This is a genomic window from Lentzea sp. NPDC058436 (assembly GCF_042721515.1).
Taxonomy (GTDB): Bacteria; Actinomycetota; Actinomycetes; order Mycobacteriales; family Pseudonocardiaceae; genus Lentzea.
Genome location: NZ_JBHXLF010000002.1, coordinates 215,352 through 232,267, shown reverse-complemented (window position 1 = coordinate 232,267; position 16,916 = coordinate 215,352). Strand labels below are relative to the sequence as shown.

Below are 16,916 nucleotides of genomic sequence, written 5' to 3'. Positions count from 1 at the left end.
CCGCGCGTCCCCGGATCGCATCCGTTACCGCCCCGCTGGAGAACTCAGTCCTCCGCGTCCCGCACCACGAGGGCGATCTGCACCCGGTTCTCGACCGCCAGCTTCGCGAACAGGTTGCCGGCGTGGGCTTTCACCGTCGCGACGCTGATGTGCAGCTGTTCGGCGATCTCCGGGTTGCTGAGCCCGTCGGCGATGGCCCGCGCGGTGTCGAGTTCGCGTTCGGTCAGGGCGGAGAGCTTCGCCCGTGCGGCTTCGCGGGACGCGCGGCGGGTGCTGGAGGACTGCGGGCTGGTGGCGGCTGCGATCACGCGCGCTGTGGCCGCTGGGGAGAGCACGGGGTTTCCTTCGGCGACCATGCGCACGGCGTCGACGATGCGTGGGGGCGGGGTGTCCTTGAAGACGAAACCGAGTGCTCCGGCCTGCAGGGCGCCGAGGACGAGTTCGTCGGAGTCGAAGGTGGTCAGCATGAGCACCTTCGGTGGTGCGGGGCGGGTGAGAAGTTCCTTGGTGGCGCTGATTCCGTCGCGGCCGGGCATGCGCACGTCCATCAGGACCACGTCCGGGCGGTGCTCGTCCACGGCGGTGAGCGCCGCGTCGCCGTCTGCCGCCTCGGCTACCACGGTCAGGTCTGGTTCGCCTTCAAGGATCAGCCGCAGGGCCATGCGCACCAGCTGGTCGTCGTCGACGATGGCCACGCGCACCGGCTCGCTGGTCACACGGTCTCCTCGGGCAGGTTCTGGTCCGGCCAGGGTAGTCGTGCGGTGAGGCGGTAGCCGCCGCCGGGCGTGGGGTCGTGGTCCAGTGCGCCGCCTGCCAGGGCGACGCGTTCTTTCAGGCCCAGCAGGCCGAAGCCGGAGGTCGGTGTCCGGTTGCCTGGTGCGGTGGCGGGCGAGTTGCGGACCTCGACGTGCAGGTCGTTTCCGGCTGTTCCGGTCAGGGTGACGCGAACCTGGGAGCCTGGGGCGTGTTTGGCGGCGTTCGTCAGTCCTTCTTGGACGATGCGGTAGCCGGTGCGGCCGATGGCGTCGGACGGCCGGCCTGTCGTGGTGTCGGTGAGAGTCACGTCCAGGCCGGAGCCGCGGGAGTCCGTGATCAGGGCGGGCACGTGGTCCAGCGAGGGTTGTGGTGGTTCCGGGCGGTCTGGATCGCCTCGGAGCACGCCGAGGACGTCGCGCAGTTCTTCTAGTGCTTGGCGGGAGCCTTCGGCGATGCCTTGGACCAGCAGGCGGTTGTCCTCGGCGGTGAGGTCGTGGCGGTGTTCCAGCACGCCTGCCTGCATGGCTACCAGGGACATGCGGTGCGCGAGCACGTCGTGCATCTCGCGGGCGATCCGGTTGCGCTCCTGGGCTCTGGCCTGCGCGGCTCGGGCGTGCTGCTCGCGTTCCGTGCTCTCGGCTCGTTCTCGCAGGGACCGCACCTCGACTCGACGGGCGCCGATGGCGACGCCTACGGCCACCGCGGTGCCCGCGCTCAGTGCCGGGAAGATGGGCTGCAGCCACAACGAGACCGGCGGGACCTCCAGCGGGTAGACGCCGTAGAGCAGCTGGGAGCTGACCAGGAACGCCAGCACCACCACGGCGATCTCGGCCGGGCGGCGGCGGGTGGAGATCGAGCACAACGCCAGCAGCGCCGCGCCGGCGGCCAGCGTCGACCCGGCCGAGGCGACCGTGACCACCACTGCCACGGCGAAGGGGAAACGGCGTCGCCACAACAGCAGCACCAGGCTGGCGAGTGCGATCAGCGGGTCGCCGGTGGTCAGCCAGGAACACGTGGTCGCCGCGCACCCCGGCGGCACGAGCGTCGCGGTGATGAGCCAGAAGGGGATGCCGAGCAGCGCGGCGGCCGCCAACCGCCACGCCTGCCCCAGCCAGTTCGCTGACCTCGGTGTCCTGTCCGTGCTCACCTGGTCATTGTCGCGAAGTCTCGACGGCGGCGCAGGAGTCCGAAGGCCAGAGCACCCCCTACTCAGGTCGCATCACCGCCTTCGACCTGGGTCCAGTGCGGTCCATTCGCCGGACCGATGTGCGTGCGGTGCGGAGTGGACAGACTCGTCACCGCAAGCACGGCTTCGACTCTGGAGGACAGGAATGCGCAGGACCTTGCCGGTCGCTCTCGCCGCGACCGCCGTGATGGCCGCCGCCGTTCCCGCAGGCTCGGCGGCGGCAGTGGACACCGTGGCGTGGGGTGCGTGCCCGGAAGGCGTCGCGGCGCCCAGGCTGGAGTGTTCGACCCTCGAAGTCCCGCTGGACTACCGCCATCCCGGTGGCAAGCAGATCACGATCGCGATCTCCCGGCTGCCCAGCGAACGACCCGCGCAGCGTCGCGGTGTCCTGCTGACCAACCCGGGCGGTCCCGGTGGCGACGGGTTGAGCTACCCCGCGCTGCTCGCGAAATCGGGGCTGCCCAAGGAGGTGCTGGACACCTACGACCTCATCGGGTTCGACCCGCGCGGTGTCGGCCGCAGTACGCCGGTGAGCTGCGGGCTGACCCCGGAACAGCAGGCACGCGGTGCTTTCGCCTCGTACGCGCACACTTCGGACGACGTCACCCGTGAGGCCGCGTACGCCCGCACCATCGCCGAGCAGTGCGCCACCTCGCCGACGGCGGAGATGCTGCCGCACACCACCACGGCGAACACCGCGCGCGACATGGACCGGATCCGGAAAGCTTTGGGCGAGAAGAAGATCTCGTACCTGGGCGCCTCCTACGGCACGTACCTCGGTGCCGCGTACGCGACGATGTTCCCGCAGCGCGGCGACCGGATCGTGCTCGACAGCAACCTGGGTGCCGGTGGGTACGACGTCACGGCTCTGCGCAGGATGGCCGGTGGGCTGGAGGAGCGGTTCCCGGACTTCGCCGCGTACGCCGCCGCGCGTCCCGAGTACGGCCTCGGCACCACGCCGGAACAGGTGACCGCCAAGTACTTCGAGCTGGCGAGGCGCCTGGACGCCGCGCCGGTGCAGGGCGTGACCGGGCTGGCGTTCCGCGGGCTCACGTTCGAGTACCTCTACAGCGACGCCGCGATGCTCGCGCTGGCCAAGACGTGGCAGGCGATCGACACGAACCAGCCGGTGCTGTTGCCGCCGTCGGTCGACCGCGACAACGCCATGTCCGCCCGGCTTTACGTGATCTGCGGTGACTCGCGCTGGCCGGACTCGGTCCGCGACTACCAGCGCGCGGTCGCCGTGGACCGGGAGGAGCACCCGATGCTGGGCGGGGTCACGGCGAACATCGGTCCGTGCGCCTTCTGGCCGCGCGAACGCACCGAACCGCCGGTGCGCATCGGGGACCGGGGCCCGTCGAACGTGCTGATGCTGCAGAACGAACGCGACCCCGGCACGCCGATGTCCGGCGCACGTGAGCTGCGCAAGGCCTTCGGACAGCGGGCCACGATGGTGACCGCGGACCAGGGCGGGCACGGCGTCTACCCGTGGGGCAACGCGTGCGCCAAGAGCGCGACGACGGAGTTCCTGACCACCGGGCACCGTCCCGCGCGGGACCTCGCCTGCGCCGCCGACCCGGCCAAGTGAGGGGCTGATCATGTTCGAGGAGATGCGCAGCCGCCGCGCCGCCAAGCGGATCAAGCCCGGCGACGGACACGAACTGCGGCGGTTCCGCTGGTGGCAGACCTTCGGCCGCGCCCTGTTCTACCTGCGGCTGGCCGACGGCGCAGGCGGGCGGTCCGTCTACGCCGTCGACGTCCGGCACAACCGCAGCGATGCCGACGGGTACGTCAACGCCGACCTGTACGTCGACGGCAGGCACCACGCCCGGTCCCGGCTCCCGGCCGCCTTCCCCGTCCCCGGCGGCACGATCGAGGTGAAGGCGAGCGCGTTCGGGCTCAAGCGTTGCCACTACGTCACCGCCGACGGCACCGCGCACCAGCTCGAACCGGACCGCGCGTCGGCCGAAGGACGTCGCGCCCGTCTCACCGAGGCCCATCCCGCGCTCAGCCGCGGCATCGGCGTCGTGTCGTCGGTGGTGCTGCTCGCCGCCCTGGCCGTGCTCGTCCTGCAGCTGCTGGAGAAGCTGACGCGGCCGGCGCCGATCGCCGAGCACGTCGGGATCTTCGTCTCACCCGTGGTGCTCCCGACGTGGCTCAACATCGCGCTCGGGGTGGTCGCGGCGCTGGCCAGCACGGAACGGGCGCTGCGGCTGCGCTACAGCTGGCTGCTCGACGGCGGAGTGGGATGACTCTCAGACGTCCCGGCGGCTCAGGCTGACCACGGCGGCGACGAGGGCGGCGGCGACCCAGATGGCGAGGACCGCGACACCGGCCACCGTGCCGAGTTTGGTGTCACCTGCCGCGGCGACCGCGGTGAACGCTGACGCGGCGGAGTTGGGCAGGAACCGCAGGATCGTGTCCCAGCTGTCGGGCAGCAGCGCACCGGCGATGTTGGGCAGGATCAGGATGCCGCCGACGACCGCGCCGATGCTGCCGGCCACGCTGCGCAGCAGGATTCCCAGCCCGAGGCCGATCAGGGCGATGGCGGTGATGTAGCCGACCATGCCGACCAACGTGGTCAGCACGCCGTCGTCGGTGAGCGCGACGGTCGGGGCGTCGTTGGCGGAGAGGATGGCCGTGCCTGCTGCGTAGGAACCCATGACGGCGACGAGCGCGGTGGGGATCACGGCGGCGGACAGGGCGACGGCCTTGGCGACCACCACCTGCCAGCGGCGTGGCACGGCGACCACGGACGCGGTGATCATGCGCGAGCCGTACTCGCGGGCGCCGGCCAGGCTGCCCAGCACGCCGATCAGGAGCACGGCGAACGTGGAGCCCGTCAGGACGGTCGACAGCGCTCCCCCGCCGGCGAACGGGCCGCCGCCTCTGCCTGGTGCGGCGACGGTGCCGGCGGACACGGCCGAGGCGATCGCACCGAAGCCGATCATGACGACGGCGACGGCCGCCATGCCGATCCAGGTGCTGCGCAGGCTGCGGGTCTTGATCCACTCGGCGTGGATCGCCCTGGCCAGGGTCTGGGGGCGCGTCGTGACGGGTGCGGAGAGCGTCGTGGTCATCAGGCTGCTGCCATTTCGTGCGTGGGAACGGTGGCGGTGTACTCGACGCTGTCGCGCGTGAGTTCGAGGTAGGCGGACTCAAGTGAGGCGGTGACGGGCGTCAGTTCATGGATGCGGATCCGGTGCTCCGTGGCGATGTCCCCGATCGCGGCCGAGGTCATGCCGCGGACCTCGAACCGGCCCGGCTCGCGGGTCGTCAGGACGACGCCGTCGCCCGAGAGCAGCGCCGCGAGCCTTCCGGCGTCGGGAGAGACCACGACGACCGCGTTGCCTCCCGGGGACTCCTCGATGAAGTCCGCGATCGACGAGTCAGCGAGGATCTTCCCCTGGCCGATGACCAGCAGGTGGTCGGCGACCAGCTGCATCTCGCTCATCAGGTGCGAGGAGAGCAGCACGGTGCGTCCCTCCCCCGCCAGCTCGTTGAGCAGCTCGCGGATCCACTGGATGCCGTCGAGGTCCAGGCCGTTGACCGGCTCGTCGAGGATCAGCACGGCCGGGTCGGCCAGCAGGGCGGCGGCGATGCCGAGGCGCTGGCCCATGCCCAGCGAGAACGAGCCCGCCGCCTTGTGCGCGACCTCGCTCAAGCCCACCTGGGCGAGCACGTCGTCGACCCGGCGGCGGCCGATGCCGACGGTGGCGCCGAGCGCGAGGAGGTGGTTGCGGGCGCTGCGGCCCGTGTCGACCGCCTTGGCGTCGAGCAGCGCGCCGATCTCGGCGAGCGGGGTGCGGGAGGCCGCGTAGGGGCGGCCGTTGACCAGCGCCGTGCCGGAGGTCGGGCGATCGAGGCCGACGATCATGCGCATGGTCGTGGACTTGCCCGCGCCGTTGGGGCCGAGGAAGCCGGTGACGATCCCGGGGCGGATGGTGGCGGTGATGCCGTCCACGGCGACTTTGGTGCCGTAGGTCTTGGTGAGTTGCCGCAGTTCGATCATGCCGACAACGATGCTCCCGGCACGGGCCCGTGCGCGTCGTACAGCCGTGGACACATAGGACAGTCGGTTGTACTGCGTTCGTGGTAGGCCGCACGGCTCGCGGTACGACGGCGAGAAGATGACCCGCTCCGGCGGTGCGTCTAGTTTGATCGTCATGACACGGATGTCGGCCGGGAGGTGGGTGGCGAGCCACCCGGTGCTCCGCGACGTCGCGCTCACCTGCTTCGTGGTGGCGGGCGGCATCGCCGGTGAGCTGAGCGGGATGCGCGGCCAGACCGACGGGGCCATCACCACGCGGGACGTCGTGGCACTGGCCATCGCGCTGGTCGCGGTGTCCACGCGTCGCCTGCGGCCCGCGGTGAGCCTGGTCTGCACGGCCGTCGCCGTGGCGGTGCTCGTGCTGGTCACCGGCGTGCTGCAGCCCGTGCTGGTCGTGACCCTCGTGGTGCTCACCTACACGACGACCTCCAGCACCGGCCGCCGTTCCGGGGTGATGCTGGCCGCTCCGATCGCCGTCGGCCTCTACCTGGTGGACGCCTACACCGACACGGCGTCCGCGTGGTCGCCGCAGAGCTTCGGGCTGATCGCCGGGATCACCGCGGCCGCGGCGGCGGGGGACGCCGTGCGCAGCCGTCGTGCCTACGTCGCCGCGGTCGAGGAACGGGCCCGCCGCGCGGAGCACACCCGTGAGGAGGAGGCCGCCCGCCGTGTCGCCGAGGAACGGGTGCGCATCGCGCGGGACCTGCACGACGTCGTCGCCCACCACATCGCGGTCATCAACGTGCAGGCCGGCGCCGCCAGCCACGTCCTCGTCCGTCATCCGGACCAGGCCCGCCGGGCCCTCACGCACATCCGTGACGCCTGCGGCACCGTCCTGAGCGAACTGGCCTCGATCGTCGGGGTGCTGCGCGAGAACAACGACCACGACCGCGAGCCCGTCCGCGGACTGGCCGCGCTCAACACCATGATCGACTCGCTTGCCGCCACCGGCCTCACCGTGGAACGCAGGCAGGTCGGCGAGTCGAGGGAACTGCCCGCCGTCGTCGACCTCGCCGCCTACCGGATCCTGCAGGAAGCGCTCACCAACGCCCACAAGTACGGCACCGGCAGCGCCTGCGTCACGATCACCTACACCGCGGACGCCCTCACGCTCGACGTCGTCAACCCCATCGCCGTGGACCGCGCGCCGGTCACCTCGGGCTACGGCATCCTCGGCATGACCGAACGCGCGGCCACCGCAGGCGGCACCCTCGACGCCGCGGCCAGGCCGGACGGGCGGTTCGCCGTCCACGCCGAACTCCCCGCCCCGACGCCGAAGGCCACCACATGACCATCCGGGTGCTGCTCGCCGACGACCAGGCCCTCATCCGCGCCGGCTACAAGATGATCTTCAACGCCGAACCGGACCTGGAGGTCGTGGGCGAGGCGGTGAACGGACGGGACGCCGTCCACCTCGCCCGCACGACCAGGGCCGACGTGGTGCTCATGGACATCCGCATGCCCGAGGTCGACGGCATCGAGGCCACCCGCCGCATCGCCGCCGACGACGACCTCGCCGGCGTGCGCGTGCTCGTGCTGACGACGTTCGAGAACGACGAGAACGTGCTGCACGCGGTGCGCGCCGGGGCCAGCGGCTTCCTCGGCAAGAACGTCGGCCCGGACGAGCTGATCCACGCCGTCCGCGTGGTCGCCTCCGGTGACGCCCTGCTGTCCCCCAAGGCGACCAGGGGCCTCGTGCAGCACGTCCTCAACCAGCCCGAACCCGTGCCGTTGCCAGCGCTCGACGACCTGACCGACCGCGAGCGCCAGATCGTGGTCCTGGTCGCACATGGACTGTCCAATGAGGACATCGCCGAGCGTCTCGTGTTGTCCCCGTTGACTGCCAAGACCCATGTCAACCGGGCGATGACGAAGCTGGGAGCGCGGGACCGGGCGCAGCTCGTGGTCATCGCCTACCACAACGGGCTGGTCCGGCCCGGTGACACGCCGCCAGGTGGTCCGTCCGGTCGCTGAGGCGCGTGACAGCCTTGCGGTCCAGCGCCTGTCGGCCAGGGTCGGGTTCTTCTTGTGGCAGGCCGTTTTCCGGTTTGGGATCCCCCACGGGAGGGACCGCGGGTTCCCCACCGCGGGTGAGCCGTCGCACCGGCAGGCGACCCTACGTTCGTGTCCTTCCTCATCGACGAAGGACTGACCATGACGAACATCCCGCACGCGGTGTCCAGGCGGACCCTGTTCCGCGGCGCGCTCCTGGGCACCCTGGCCCTCACGCCTCTGCTCGCCGGCTGCGACGACGAGTCGCCGGTCGAAGCGGTGCACCGGGGGTTGCTGGACGACCTCGCCGAGATCCGCGCGTTCCCGACCGTCGACGAGATGCACGAGTTCGGCGCCCGGATGGCGCGGGAGCACTCCGACCGGGCCGCCCTGACCGAGGTCGGGCGGTCCCGCGCCGGCGACCCCGTGCAGATGCTCTCGGTGCGCGCCCGGAACCCCCGCGGCCGCGTTCTCGTCGTCGGCCAGCCGCACCCGAACGAGCCGATCGGCATGGCCACCGTCGTCGCGCTGGCCGAGCGGCTGCTCGCCCGTCCCGGCGCCCTCGACGCGGCCGGTGCGGACTGGTTCTTCGTGCTGTGTGCGGACCCGGACGCGACCCGGCTGAACGAGGGCTGGTTCCGCGGGCCGTGGACGCGCGAGCACTACGCGCGCAACTTCTTCCGGCCCGGCGGGGAGCAGCAGGTCGAGTGGACGTTCCCGTTCCGCGCCGGCTCGTTCGCCGTGGACGCCCCGATGCCGGAGACCAGGGCGTTGATGGCCGCGATCGACCAGGTGAAGCCGACTGTCCTGGCCTCACTGCACAACAGCGAGACCGGGGGTGCCTACTACTACGCGAACGCGGGCGCGGCGCCGCTGTACCCCGTTCTCACCGGGCTGTGCGACATCCACGGCATCCCGTTGCACCGGGGCGAACCGGAGATCCCGGTCGCGGCGGAGCTGAGCCCCGCCGTGTACACGCTGCCGACCGCGCGGATGATCTACGACTACGTCGAGCAGGCCGGCGGCGATCCCGCCCAGGTCGTGACGGGCGGGAACACCGGGGATTACGCGAGCAGGCACGGTGCCGTGCTCGGACTCGCCGTCGAACTCCCCTACTGGCGCGACGAGCGAGCCGGGGACACCACGGCCGGCACCGTCAGCCGGCGTGACGCCGCGCTGCGAGGTCTCGACATCAGGACCGAGATGGCACAACGGCTGCAAGCCTTGCGGTCGGCCGCGGAACCACTGACCGCCGGGCCGTTCCGCGACGCCCTCGACTCGTTCCTCACGCCGATGTCGCCGGAAGCGCTCCAGGCGGAACGCCTGCAGATCGAGAGCGACCCGGAGCACCAGCGGCCGGCGACGGCGGCGGAGGCGTTCAGCGCGGTCGCCGACGCGCACTCGTTGCGACTCCGGCTGGGCGGCATGCTGCTGCGGGCGATGCCGTCCGGAGCACGGGTGCGCGCCGAGGCCGACGACCTCCTGAAGCAGTGGTGCGCCGAGGCGGACAGCCACAGTCCGGCGGACCCGGTCCCGATCCGCGACCTGGTCGCGGTGCAGGGGAAGGCCGTTCTCGCCACCGTCGCGCACTCGCTGAGGTGACGTCAGCCGGCCGCGGCGACGACGGCCCCGGCCACCACGTCGGGGTGCACCAGTGGAACGGCGTGCGAGGAGTCGACCTCCACGACGACGGACCCGGCGCGCTCGGCCATCCACCGCTGGGTCTCCGCGGGGATGGAGTTGTCCTGAGTGGACACCACCGCCCAGGAAGGCCTGTCGTGCCAGCTCGCCGCGGTCGCGAAGCTGCCTTCGAGGGTGATCGGGTCGAACGGTTTCTGGGCGGTGGCGAGGATCTTCTGGTCGCGTTCGCTCGCGTCACCGGCGTAGACCTCGGCGAACCGGTCCGGCCGGAGGTAGACCTCCACCCCGCCGGGGTAGTCGCGCACCACCAGGTTGTCCGGCACGAGCAGGCTTCCCGGGAACTTCCCGTTGAGCGCGCTCGCCGTCTCCCCCGCGTCCTGCTGGAACGCCGTGACGAACACGAGTGACCGGACGTGCGCGGTCAAGGCCTCGGGGGCCGAGACGACGGACCCGGCGTAGGAGTGCGCGGCGACCACGAGCGGACCGGTGAGCGTGCTGAGGAACTGCCGGAGGTAGGCGATGTCACCGTCGAAGTCGCGCATCGGCAACGACGGCGCGATGACGGTGTGACCGGCGTCCTGCAGGCGCAGGGAGACTCGGCGCCACACCGAGGCGTCGGTCAGGGCGCCGTGGACGAGGACGGTGGTCGGCTGGTTCATGGGTTCGTTCTCCTGGGGTTGCGTCGGCACGACACCGAGTCTCATCTCCGGGGAACCACGCAACCAGTGGCAGCACTGCCCGCCTTCGAAACGATCCTGCTACGCCTCGGATCAGGCCCGGTCGAAGGCGAAGGACCTGCGGTGCTCGCGGGGCGAGACGCTCGTCGCCTGCCGGAACCGCACCCGCAGGTTGGTCGCCGTGCCGAAGCCGACCCTGCGCGCGATGTCCTCGATGGACAGTTCCGAGCCCTCCAGCAGTTCCTTGGCGCGGGCGATCCGCTGGTCGCGCAGCCAGGTCAGCGGCGGAAGTCCCGTCCTGTCGCGGAAGCGGCGGTGGAACGTGCGCTCGGACATCGCGAACCGATCGGCCACCTGCTTCACCGAGAGCTGCTGGTCCAGCGACGTGAGCATCCACTGCTGGGCCTGCGCGACGACGTCGTCACCGGGAGGGACGACCGCCTTCTCGACGAACTGCCGCTGCCCGTCGTTCGGGCGCGGGGTCATGACGATGCGCCGCGCCACGTGCCGTGCGGTGGCGGTGCCGAGGTCGAGGTGCAGCAGGTGCAGGCAGAGGTCCACCCCCGCCGTGACGCCGCCGGAGGTGAAGACCGCGCCGGACCCGGTGAGGAGCGCGGACTGATCCACCGCGACCGACGGGAACCGCGCCGCGAGCTCCTCGCACAGCGACCAGTGGGTGGTCGCCGTCAGCCCGTCCAGGATCCCCGCCCGTGCCAGCGCGAACGCCCCGGAGCAGATGGACACCATGCGCGTGCCCCGCCGGTGCGCGGTCACGAGCGCCCGCACCAGCGAACCGGGCAGCTCGCGCTCCACGGCGTTGGCGTAGCCGGGCACGACGACCGTGTCCGCCCGGCGCAGCAGCTCCAGGCCGCCGTCGGGAACCACCGACGTCCCGCCCGCCACGGGCACGGCACCCCCGCCCACGGACACGGTCACCAGCTGGTAGGCCTCCGACGCCTCCCGGCCGAAGACGTGGACCGGGATGGCGTAGTCGAGGGGCAGCACGTCGTCGAGCAGGACGACGACCATCCGGTGCCGAGGCATGGCAGCATCGTAGCGAACAGTGCTGGACTGCCATCGGTTCAGCGGGTCCCCCTGGAGAGTGACTTCCCCGGGCTCGACCACCTCTACCGTCCCTCCCGTGGCCCCACCGATCATCCGCGTCCTCGTCTGCGAGGACCAAGAGCTCGTCCGGGCGGGATACGTGACCATCCTGTCCGCCCAGCCGGACTTCGAGGTCGTCGGTGAGGCCCGCAACGGCCTCGAAGCAGTGGCGGCGGCCGGAAGCCTCGTGCCCGACGTCGTCATCATGGACATCCGGATGCCCCTGCTCGACGGCATCGAGGCGACGCGGCGCATCGCGGGCCCGGAGTCGTCGAGCGCGTTGAAGGTCCTGGTCGTCACGACGTTCAACCTCGACCAGTACGTCTTCGAGGCGTTCCGCGCCGGTGCCAGCGGGTTCCTCCTCAAGGACGCGCCACCTCCCGACCTGATCGCCGCGGTGCGCACGATCGCCTCCGGCAACGCGCTGCTGGCGCCCGAGGTGACGCGGCGGCTGATCGGCCGCTTCGGCGAACGCCTCAGGAGCGGCGGTGCAGACCGGAAGCTCGACACCGCGCTCGCCGTGCTGACGGACCGCGAGCGGGACGTGCTGCGGCTGATAGCGGAAGGGCTGTCGAACGCGGAGATCGCCGCCGCGTTGTTCATCGGCGTCGAGACGGTGAAGACGTACGTGTCCCGGATTCTCGCGAAGCTGCACCTGCGCGACCGGGTGCAGGCCGTCGTGCTCGCCCATCGGATCGGTCTCGTACTACCGGACTAGGACTGCGCATGCGCTTCTCGTGGCCGCTTCCGGCCGGCGTCAGGGACACCGCACTGGCGGTGGCCGTCGCCGTGCTGTCGTTCGTGCCAGGTGTCGCAGACAAGGGCACCGCCCTCGGATGGCAGGCGGCACAACGTCCGTTCGACGTGCTGGCGATCTGCCTCGTCCTCGCGCACGCCCTCCCGCTGGCCGTGCGCGGCCGCCACCCGGAACTGACCCTGGCGGTGACGTCGGCGGCGTTCTTCCTGTACCAGGGCCTGGGCTACCGGCCGACGTTCGCCTCGATCAGCCTGTACCTCGCGCTCTACAGCGCCGGGATGCTGCAGAACAGGTTCCGCGCGGCCTCGGTGGTGCTGTGGTGCGCCGGGTACGCCACCACCGCCTGGGGGATGATCCACGCCGGTTCTCCTTTCCCGGCAGGGGACTTCCTGCTGTTCTTCGCCCTGCCCGCCGGATGCTGGCTGCTGGGCACGGTGGCGCGCGGCCGCCTGCGCGAGCAGTCCCTGCGCAGCCGTGAACGGGCCGACGACGAGCTGCGGGAGGAGCGCGAGCGCATCGCCCGCGAGCTGCACGACGTCGTCACCCACCACGTGACCGCGATGGTGATGCAAGCGGACGCCGCCCAGTACGTCGACCCCGCCGACCGGGCCAGGATCACCAACGGCCTGGTCGCGATCGGCTCCACCGGCCGCCGGGCGCTCGCCGACCTGCGGGAGCTGCTGAACGTTCTCACTCCCCCGCACGACGCGCGGTTCGCGACGAGGGAACCGACGATCAGCCGGCTCGCCGACCTGGTCGAGCAGACGAGGGCGGCGGGCCAGCCGGTCGAGCTCACCGAGGACGACCACGGGTACGAGACGGCCTCGGGACTCGTCCGGCTGACCGTGTACCGGGTGGTCCAGGAAGGACTGACCAACGCGCTCAAGCACGCGCCGGGACGTCGCACCTCGGTGCGGATCCACGGCGGCGACGGCCTCGTCGCCGAGGTGACGACGGAGCCGGGCGGACCTGACCGGCCGGCACCCGCGCCGCCGGGCCGTGGACTGGCCGGTCTGGAGCGCCGGGTCTCCCTGGCCGGGGGCGAGCTCACCGCGCACCGGCGCGAGGACGGCGCGTTCGTCCTGAGGGCCCGGCTTCCGCTCCAGGCCGATCACCGGTGACGGACCCTCGAACCCCGGTCTCGTCAGAAGCCACGTCTTCCAGGGAAACAGGGGTTCATCCTGTGAGCGCGGCGGCCCTGCCGGACGTGGCGAAGAGGTCGTCGAAGACTCGCACCCGGTCGAAGGACAGGGCGTGCTCGCGTGCCCGGTCCGCCATGAGTTCCCGCTCCTCGGTTGTCATGTCGAACGCCACCCGGTCGATCGCGTCGGCGATGTGGGCGGCGTTCCCGGCCTCGACGAGGACGGCCGTCCCGCCCACCGCCTCGCCGACGCCTCCGGTGGTGGTCGTGATCACCGGTCCGCCGCCCGCGAGCATCTTCTCGGTCAGCGCGATGCCGAAGGTCTCGACGAAGTCCGGTTCGGGCTTGGTCGGCAACGCGTACGCGGCGCAGCCGTTCATCAGCATCGGCTTCTCCTCGTCCTCGACGTCGGTGAGGAAGAGGATCCGGTCGTCGTGCCGGGTGATCGTCCGGAGGTGCTCCAGTTCGGGGCCGTTGCCGGCGATCACGAGCTTCAGCCGTGACCGTGCCCGGCACCGGGCGAACGCGTCCACCAGGTCGTAGACGCCCTTGGCCCGGGTCACCCTGGACAGGAACAGCACGTACCCGTCGCGTTCCAGGCCGCGTCGCTTCAGCGCGGCGTCCACCTGCGCCGGGTCGAGGTCGAGGTAGGCCGAGGTGTCGATCGGCGGGTAGCTGACGGTGATCCGGCGCGCGCACTGGCGGGCGAACCGGGTGCCGCAGTGCGTGTCGACGGCCTCCGCGCAGGCGATGATCTCCTGCTTGGTGTACTCCGACACCGCGATCACCTCGTCGTTGGCGAGGAAGCGGGTGAACAGGACCACGGCCGCGCCGAATCGTCCTTCGCGCAGGCACGAGCGGATCACGTTGGTGACGTCCGAGCCGACCGCCTTCGCGATCGTGTGGACGTCCGGCGCGTAGCCGGCCGCGCGTGCCGCGGTGACGGCGTCGCGCACGACGGCGTCGTGGGGAGCGAGGTACATCGACAGGCACGTGGTCGAAACCCGCTCGGCGAGCAGTTCGACCAGGCGGCCCGTCAGACCGGCCACGTACCGCCCGTCGGGCACCCGGTAGTCGCCGACCGGTTCCGGCCTCTCCACGGTGATGCCCTCGCTGTAGGGCAGGATCCGGTCCAGCGGCTTGAGCGGCAGGCCGGCCGCCTGGAGCACGGGTATCGGCCAGGTCAGCAGTCTGACGTCGTCGAACCCGCGGGTGAGCGCGACCTCGGCCAGGTTGCGGGCTTCTCCGGAGTGACCGCAGATGACCGGGTCGGCCCGGACCACGATGACGAGACGGCGGCGTGGCCTGCTCATGTGCGAGACCCCTTTCCGAGCGGGTCGGACACGGATGGCGGCAGGATCTTGCGTCCCCACTCCGAGGGATGCGGGCCGAGTTCGAGCAGCAGCCGGCCGCCGGCGTGGACGTCGGTCGCGCGCAGGTGCGCCGCGTCCAGCGGGACGTCGTTCAGCCGGGCGGACTGCACGTACTGCGGTGGCGGGTTCTCGTCGAGGCCGTCGGAGCTGATCGACGTCTCGCGGTGTCCCCTCGTCTCGATGACGAAGTCGCGGTCCCCGAGGTGCAGGGTGGCGCGGCTGAAGGCGGGCGCGTTGACGAGGAACAGGTTCTGCCCGGCGACCGGGAACAGGCCGAGCGAGGCCCACACGTACCAGGAGCTCAGCCCGCCCGAGTCGTCGTTGCCCGGCAGACCGCCGCGGCCGGTGCCGAACTGCCAGGTCAGTGCCGCGTGGACGATCTCGGCCGTGCGGTCGGGCCTGCCCGCGTAGTGGTAGGACCACGGCGCTTCCACGTCCGGCTCGTTGTTCAGCCCCTCGAACCGGTTGAGCAGGTAACCCGCCGCCATCTCGGCCGCCGCGGGACGCCTGCCGGGCTGCGCCACCCGCGGGGCGCCGTAGCCGAAGAACGCGTCGAGCATGCCGACGAACGCTTCGTTCCCGCCGACCATCGCGATTCTGGCGGCCATGTCGTGCAGCAACCGGAACGAGTAGTTCCACTTGCCGCCTTCGTAGAACGACGAGTCGAGGAGCAGGCCGGTGTCCGGGTCGAAGGCGTTGGACCACAGGCGGCTGCGACGGTCGAGGTCGTCGGCGAGCTGCACGTCGTTCAGGCTCCTGGCCACGCCGGCGGTGCAGTGGCAGGCGTAGGCGAGGTCGAGGGTGTGCGAGATCGGGTGCACGACGCCGTGCTCGTAGAAGTCCTCGCCGTACATCCGGCGCAGGTCGTCGTGCATGTGCACCAGTGCCCAGGTCCAGTCCAGGTCACCGAGGCCGAGTGCGTGCACGTCGGCCAGCGCCGTGTGGACCAACGCGCTCGCCTGCCGGAAGAACCTGTCCGCGCCGCGGGCCATCCGGTATCCGACGGGGAAGTTGCCTTCCTCCTCGCAGACCCGGATCAGCGACTCCAGGAGATCGACCGCCCGGTCCGGGCAGAGGGCGACGAGCAGCGGCAGCTGGGTCTTGTAGATGTCCCACATCGTGCAGATGTCGAACGCGAAGGGCCCGGAGGACGGCCAGAACGGGCTCTCGTCGTCGGCGAAGCACGGCTTGATCAGCGAGTGGTACAGGGCCGTCGCGAACACCTGCCGTCTGGCGGGCGACCCGCCCTCGACCTCCACCCGGCCCACGTGGTCGCGCCACCGGGCCCTGGTCCGCGCCCGGACGACGTCGAACGCCTGCGCTCCCTCACCGCATTCGCGGTGCAGGTTCTCCCTGGCCTGGTCGCAGCCGCGCAGGGAGAACCCGATCTGGATCTCGACGCTCTGCCCGGCGGTGGTGGGACCCATGTAGAGCATCCCGAACGGGCGCGACGTGGTCTGCCTGATGCGGTCGAAGTCGAGCCGTGTGCCGCCCTCGATCAGCCGGCGGTCGTGCCAGAGCATCTGCCGCCAGCCCGGACTGTCGACCTTGATGTGCACCGACAGCGGCACGCCTTCGACGACCACGGTTCCCTGAGCGCGGCCGTTGCCGAGGCTTTCCACGTGCGCCCGCAGCGGCACCGTGCGGCCGAGGTCGATGGCCAGCCCGCCGCAGGACAGGTCGACGACGACCCGTGCGCTGCGATGCTCGGGGAAGACGTACCGGTGGACGGCGACCTTGGCACCGACGGTGACCTCACAGCGGATGCCGGTGTCGAGAGTGGCCGAGTAGTACCCGGCCTCGGCGTTCTCGTCGTGCAGCTGCCAAGCCTCGCCGAGGACGTCCAGCGGCTGCACCATCGGCGTCACCCGCACGTAGTTGTAGTACTTGCGGATCGCACCGGTGCCGGACTGCTGGAAGTGGGTGAAGCCGGACGCCTGCAGCCGGTCGAACAGCTCCTCCGGCTGCCCCTCGGTGTTCTTCGCGTAGAGGCCGTACCCGGTGGGATAGGCACCGGAGTAGGCGCAGGCGGACACCATGCCCAGCGGAGACGTCGCGCCGGGATGGGTGTTGCCGACCTGCGCTTTCGGCCACCACCAGGTGGCCGCCAGCCCCTGCGCCGCGGGCAGTGAGGTGGCAGCCGTTCCGATGAAGGGATCAATCTCGTCGAGGATGGCGAAACGCTAGGTCAGCGGTGGCACCGCGTTGGTTTCAGCGACGTGAACATGCGATGCCGGG

Annotated in this window: 15 protein-coding genes; 7 read left to right on the top strand and 8 right to left on the bottom strand. The window is 71.2% G+C overall.

Features of this window, described 5'->3' with window-relative positions; all coding sequences use genetic code 11:
- Positions 1–44: 44 nt before the first annotated feature.
- Together ACFWN2_RS08515 and ACFWN2_RS08510 are read right to left on the bottom strand one after the other, a co-directional pair.
- Positions 45–716 (bottom strand): response regulator, encoded by a 672-nt coding sequence (locus ACFWN2_RS08515; protein WP_382425881.1) that lies wholly within the window; start codon positions 714–716, stop codon positions 45–47.
- On the bottom strand, positions 713–1,903 hold the full coding sequence (locus tag ACFWN2_RS08510) for a sensor histidine kinase (RefSeq protein ID WP_382425879.1): 1,191 nt from the start codon (positions 1,901–1,903) through the stop codon (positions 713–715). The genes ACFWN2_RS08515 and ACFWN2_RS08510 overlap by 4 nt, the downstream gene beginning before the upstream one ends.
- A 184-nt stretch (positions 1,904–2,087) precedes the next feature.
- On the opposite strand from ACFWN2_RS08510, the gene ACFWN2_RS08505 reads away from it, so the two are divergent.
- Positions 2,088–3,530, top strand: coding sequence for an alpha/beta hydrolase (locus ACFWN2_RS08505; protein ID WP_382425878.1), 1,443 nt, complete (start codon positions 2,088–2,090; stop codon positions 3,528–3,530).
- A gap of 10 nt (positions 3,531–3,540) precedes the next feature.
- Positions 3,541–4,194 carry a hypothetical protein gene (locus ACFWN2_RS08500; protein WP_382425877.1) on the top strand — a complete coding sequence of 218 codons (654 nt, stop codon included), beginning with the start codon at positions 3,541–3,543 and terminating at the stop codon, positions 4,192–4,194.
- 3 nt (positions 4,195–4,197) lie between these two features.
- Here ACFWN2_RS08500 and ACFWN2_RS08495 read toward each other — a convergent pair whose 3' ends face one another.
- Positions 4,198–5,022: an ABC transporter permease gene (locus ACFWN2_RS08495; RefSeq protein ID WP_382425876.1), complete on the bottom strand. Its 825-nt coding sequence runs from the start codon at positions 5,020–5,022 to the stop codon at positions 4,198–4,200.
- Positions 5,022–5,954, bottom strand: a complete 933-nt coding sequence (locus tag ACFWN2_RS08490) for an ABC transporter ATP-binding protein (protein WP_382425874.1) — start codon at positions 5,952–5,954, stop codon at positions 5,022–5,024. Before ACFWN2_RS08490 ends, ACFWN2_RS08495 begins: the two co-directional genes overlap by 1 nt.
- 154 nt (positions 5,955–6,108) lie before the next feature.
- On the opposite strand from ACFWN2_RS08490, the gene ACFWN2_RS08485 reads away from it, so the two are divergent.
- The 3 genes from ACFWN2_RS08485 (at position 6,109) to ACFWN2_RS08475 (ending at position 9,587) form a co-directional block, all read left to right on the top strand.
- Positions 6,109–7,284, top strand: coding sequence for a sensor histidine kinase (locus tag ACFWN2_RS08485; RefSeq protein WP_382425872.1), 1,176 nt, complete (start codon positions 6,109–6,111; stop codon positions 7,282–7,284).
- On the top strand, positions 7,281–7,967 hold the full coding sequence (locus ACFWN2_RS08480) for a response regulator (RefSeq protein WP_382425871.1): 687 nt from the start codon (positions 7,281–7,283) through the stop codon (positions 7,965–7,967). Before ACFWN2_RS08485 ends, ACFWN2_RS08480 begins: the two co-directional genes overlap by 4 nt.
- A gap of 150 nt (positions 7,968–8,117) precedes the next feature.
- Entirely contained in the window at positions 8,118–9,587 is a 1,470-nt protein-coding gene (locus tag ACFWN2_RS08475; protein ID WP_382425870.1) for a M14 family zinc carboxypeptidase, read from the top strand.
- A gap of 2 nt (positions 9,588–9,589) precedes the next feature.
- Here the strand turns inward: ACFWN2_RS08475 and ACFWN2_RS08470 are convergent, their stop codons facing one another.
- Together ACFWN2_RS08470 and ACFWN2_RS08465 are read right to left on the bottom strand one after the other, a co-directional pair.
- Positions 9,590–10,285 (bottom strand): alpha/beta fold hydrolase, encoded by a 696-nt coding sequence (locus tag ACFWN2_RS08470; protein ID WP_382425869.1) that lies wholly within the window; start codon positions 10,283–10,285, stop codon positions 9,590–9,592.
- Between the two features lie 111 nt (positions 10,286–10,396).
- Entirely contained in the window at positions 10,397–11,347 is a 951-nt protein-coding gene (locus ACFWN2_RS08465) for a GlxA family transcriptional regulator (protein WP_382425868.1), read from the bottom strand.
- Positions 11,348–11,444: 97 nt separating this feature from the next.
- Between ACFWN2_RS08465 and ACFWN2_RS08460 the strand changes: the two genes are divergently transcribed.
- Together ACFWN2_RS08460 and ACFWN2_RS08455 are read left to right on the top strand one after the other, a co-directional pair.
- Positions 11,445–12,125 carry a response regulator gene (locus tag ACFWN2_RS08460; RefSeq protein ID WP_382425866.1) on the top strand — a complete coding sequence of 227 codons (681 nt, stop codon included), beginning with the start codon at positions 11,445–11,447 and terminating at the stop codon, positions 12,123–12,125.
- Between the two features lie 8 nt (positions 12,126–12,133).
- Positions 12,134–13,285 carry a sensor histidine kinase gene (locus ACFWN2_RS08455; RefSeq protein ID WP_382425865.1) on the top strand — a complete coding sequence of 384 codons (1,152 nt, stop codon included), beginning with the start codon at positions 12,134–12,136 and terminating at the stop codon, positions 13,283–13,285.
- 55 nt (positions 13,286–13,340) lie between these two features.
- On the opposite strand, the gene ACFWN2_RS08450 is transcribed toward ACFWN2_RS08455, so the two are convergent.
- Positions 13,341–14,618, bottom strand: coding sequence for a glycosyltransferase (locus ACFWN2_RS08450; protein WP_382425864.1), 1,278 nt, complete (start codon positions 14,616–14,618; stop codon positions 13,341–13,343).
- Complete coding sequence (locus ACFWN2_RS08445; protein WP_382427417.1) at positions 14,615–16,828, bottom strand: glycoside hydrolase domain-containing protein; 2,214 nt, start codon at positions 16,826–16,828, stop codon at positions 14,615–14,617. Before ACFWN2_RS08445 ends, ACFWN2_RS08450 begins: the two co-directional genes overlap by 4 nt.
- Between the last annotated feature and the right edge of the window lie 88 nt (positions 16,829–16,916).

Coding starts and splice junctions, on each gene's coding strand:
- ACFWN2_RS08505 (WP_382425878.1), top strand. CDS start 2,088: ATGCGCAGGACCTTGCCGGTCGCTCTCGCCGCGACCGCCGTGATGGCC.
- ACFWN2_RS08455 (WP_382425865.1), top strand. CDS start 12,134: ATGCGCTTCTCGTGGCCGCTTCCGGCCGGCGTCAGGGACACCGCACTG.
- ACFWN2_RS08500 (WP_382425877.1), top strand. CDS start 3,541: ATGTTCGAGGAGATGCGCAGCCGCCGCGCCGCCAAGCGGATCAAGCCC.
- ACFWN2_RS08485 (WP_382425872.1), top strand. CDS start 6,109: ATGACACGGATGTCGGCCGGGAGGTGGGTGGCGAGCCACCCGGTGCTC.
- ACFWN2_RS08495 (WP_382425876.1), bottom strand. CDS start 5,022: ATGACCACGACGCTCTCCGCACCCGTCACGACGCGCCCCCAGACCCTG.
- ACFWN2_RS08470 (WP_382425869.1), bottom strand. CDS start 10,285: ATGAACCAGCCGACCACCGTCCTCGTCCACGGCGCCCTGACCGACGCC.
- ACFWN2_RS08465 (WP_382425868.1), bottom strand. CDS start 11,347: ATGCCTCGGCACCGGATGGTCGTCGTCCTGCTCGACGACGTGCTGCCC.
- ACFWN2_RS08450 (WP_382425864.1), bottom strand. CDS start 14,618: ATGAGCAGGCCACGCCGCCGTCTCGTCATCGTGGTCCGGGCCGACCCG.
- ACFWN2_RS08490 (WP_382425874.1), bottom strand. CDS start 5,954: ATGATCGAACTGCGGCAACTCACCAAGACCTACGGCACCAAAGTCGCC.
- ACFWN2_RS08480 (WP_382425871.1), top strand. CDS start 7,281: ATGACCATCCGGGTGCTGCTCGCCGACGACCAGGCCCTCATCCGCGCC.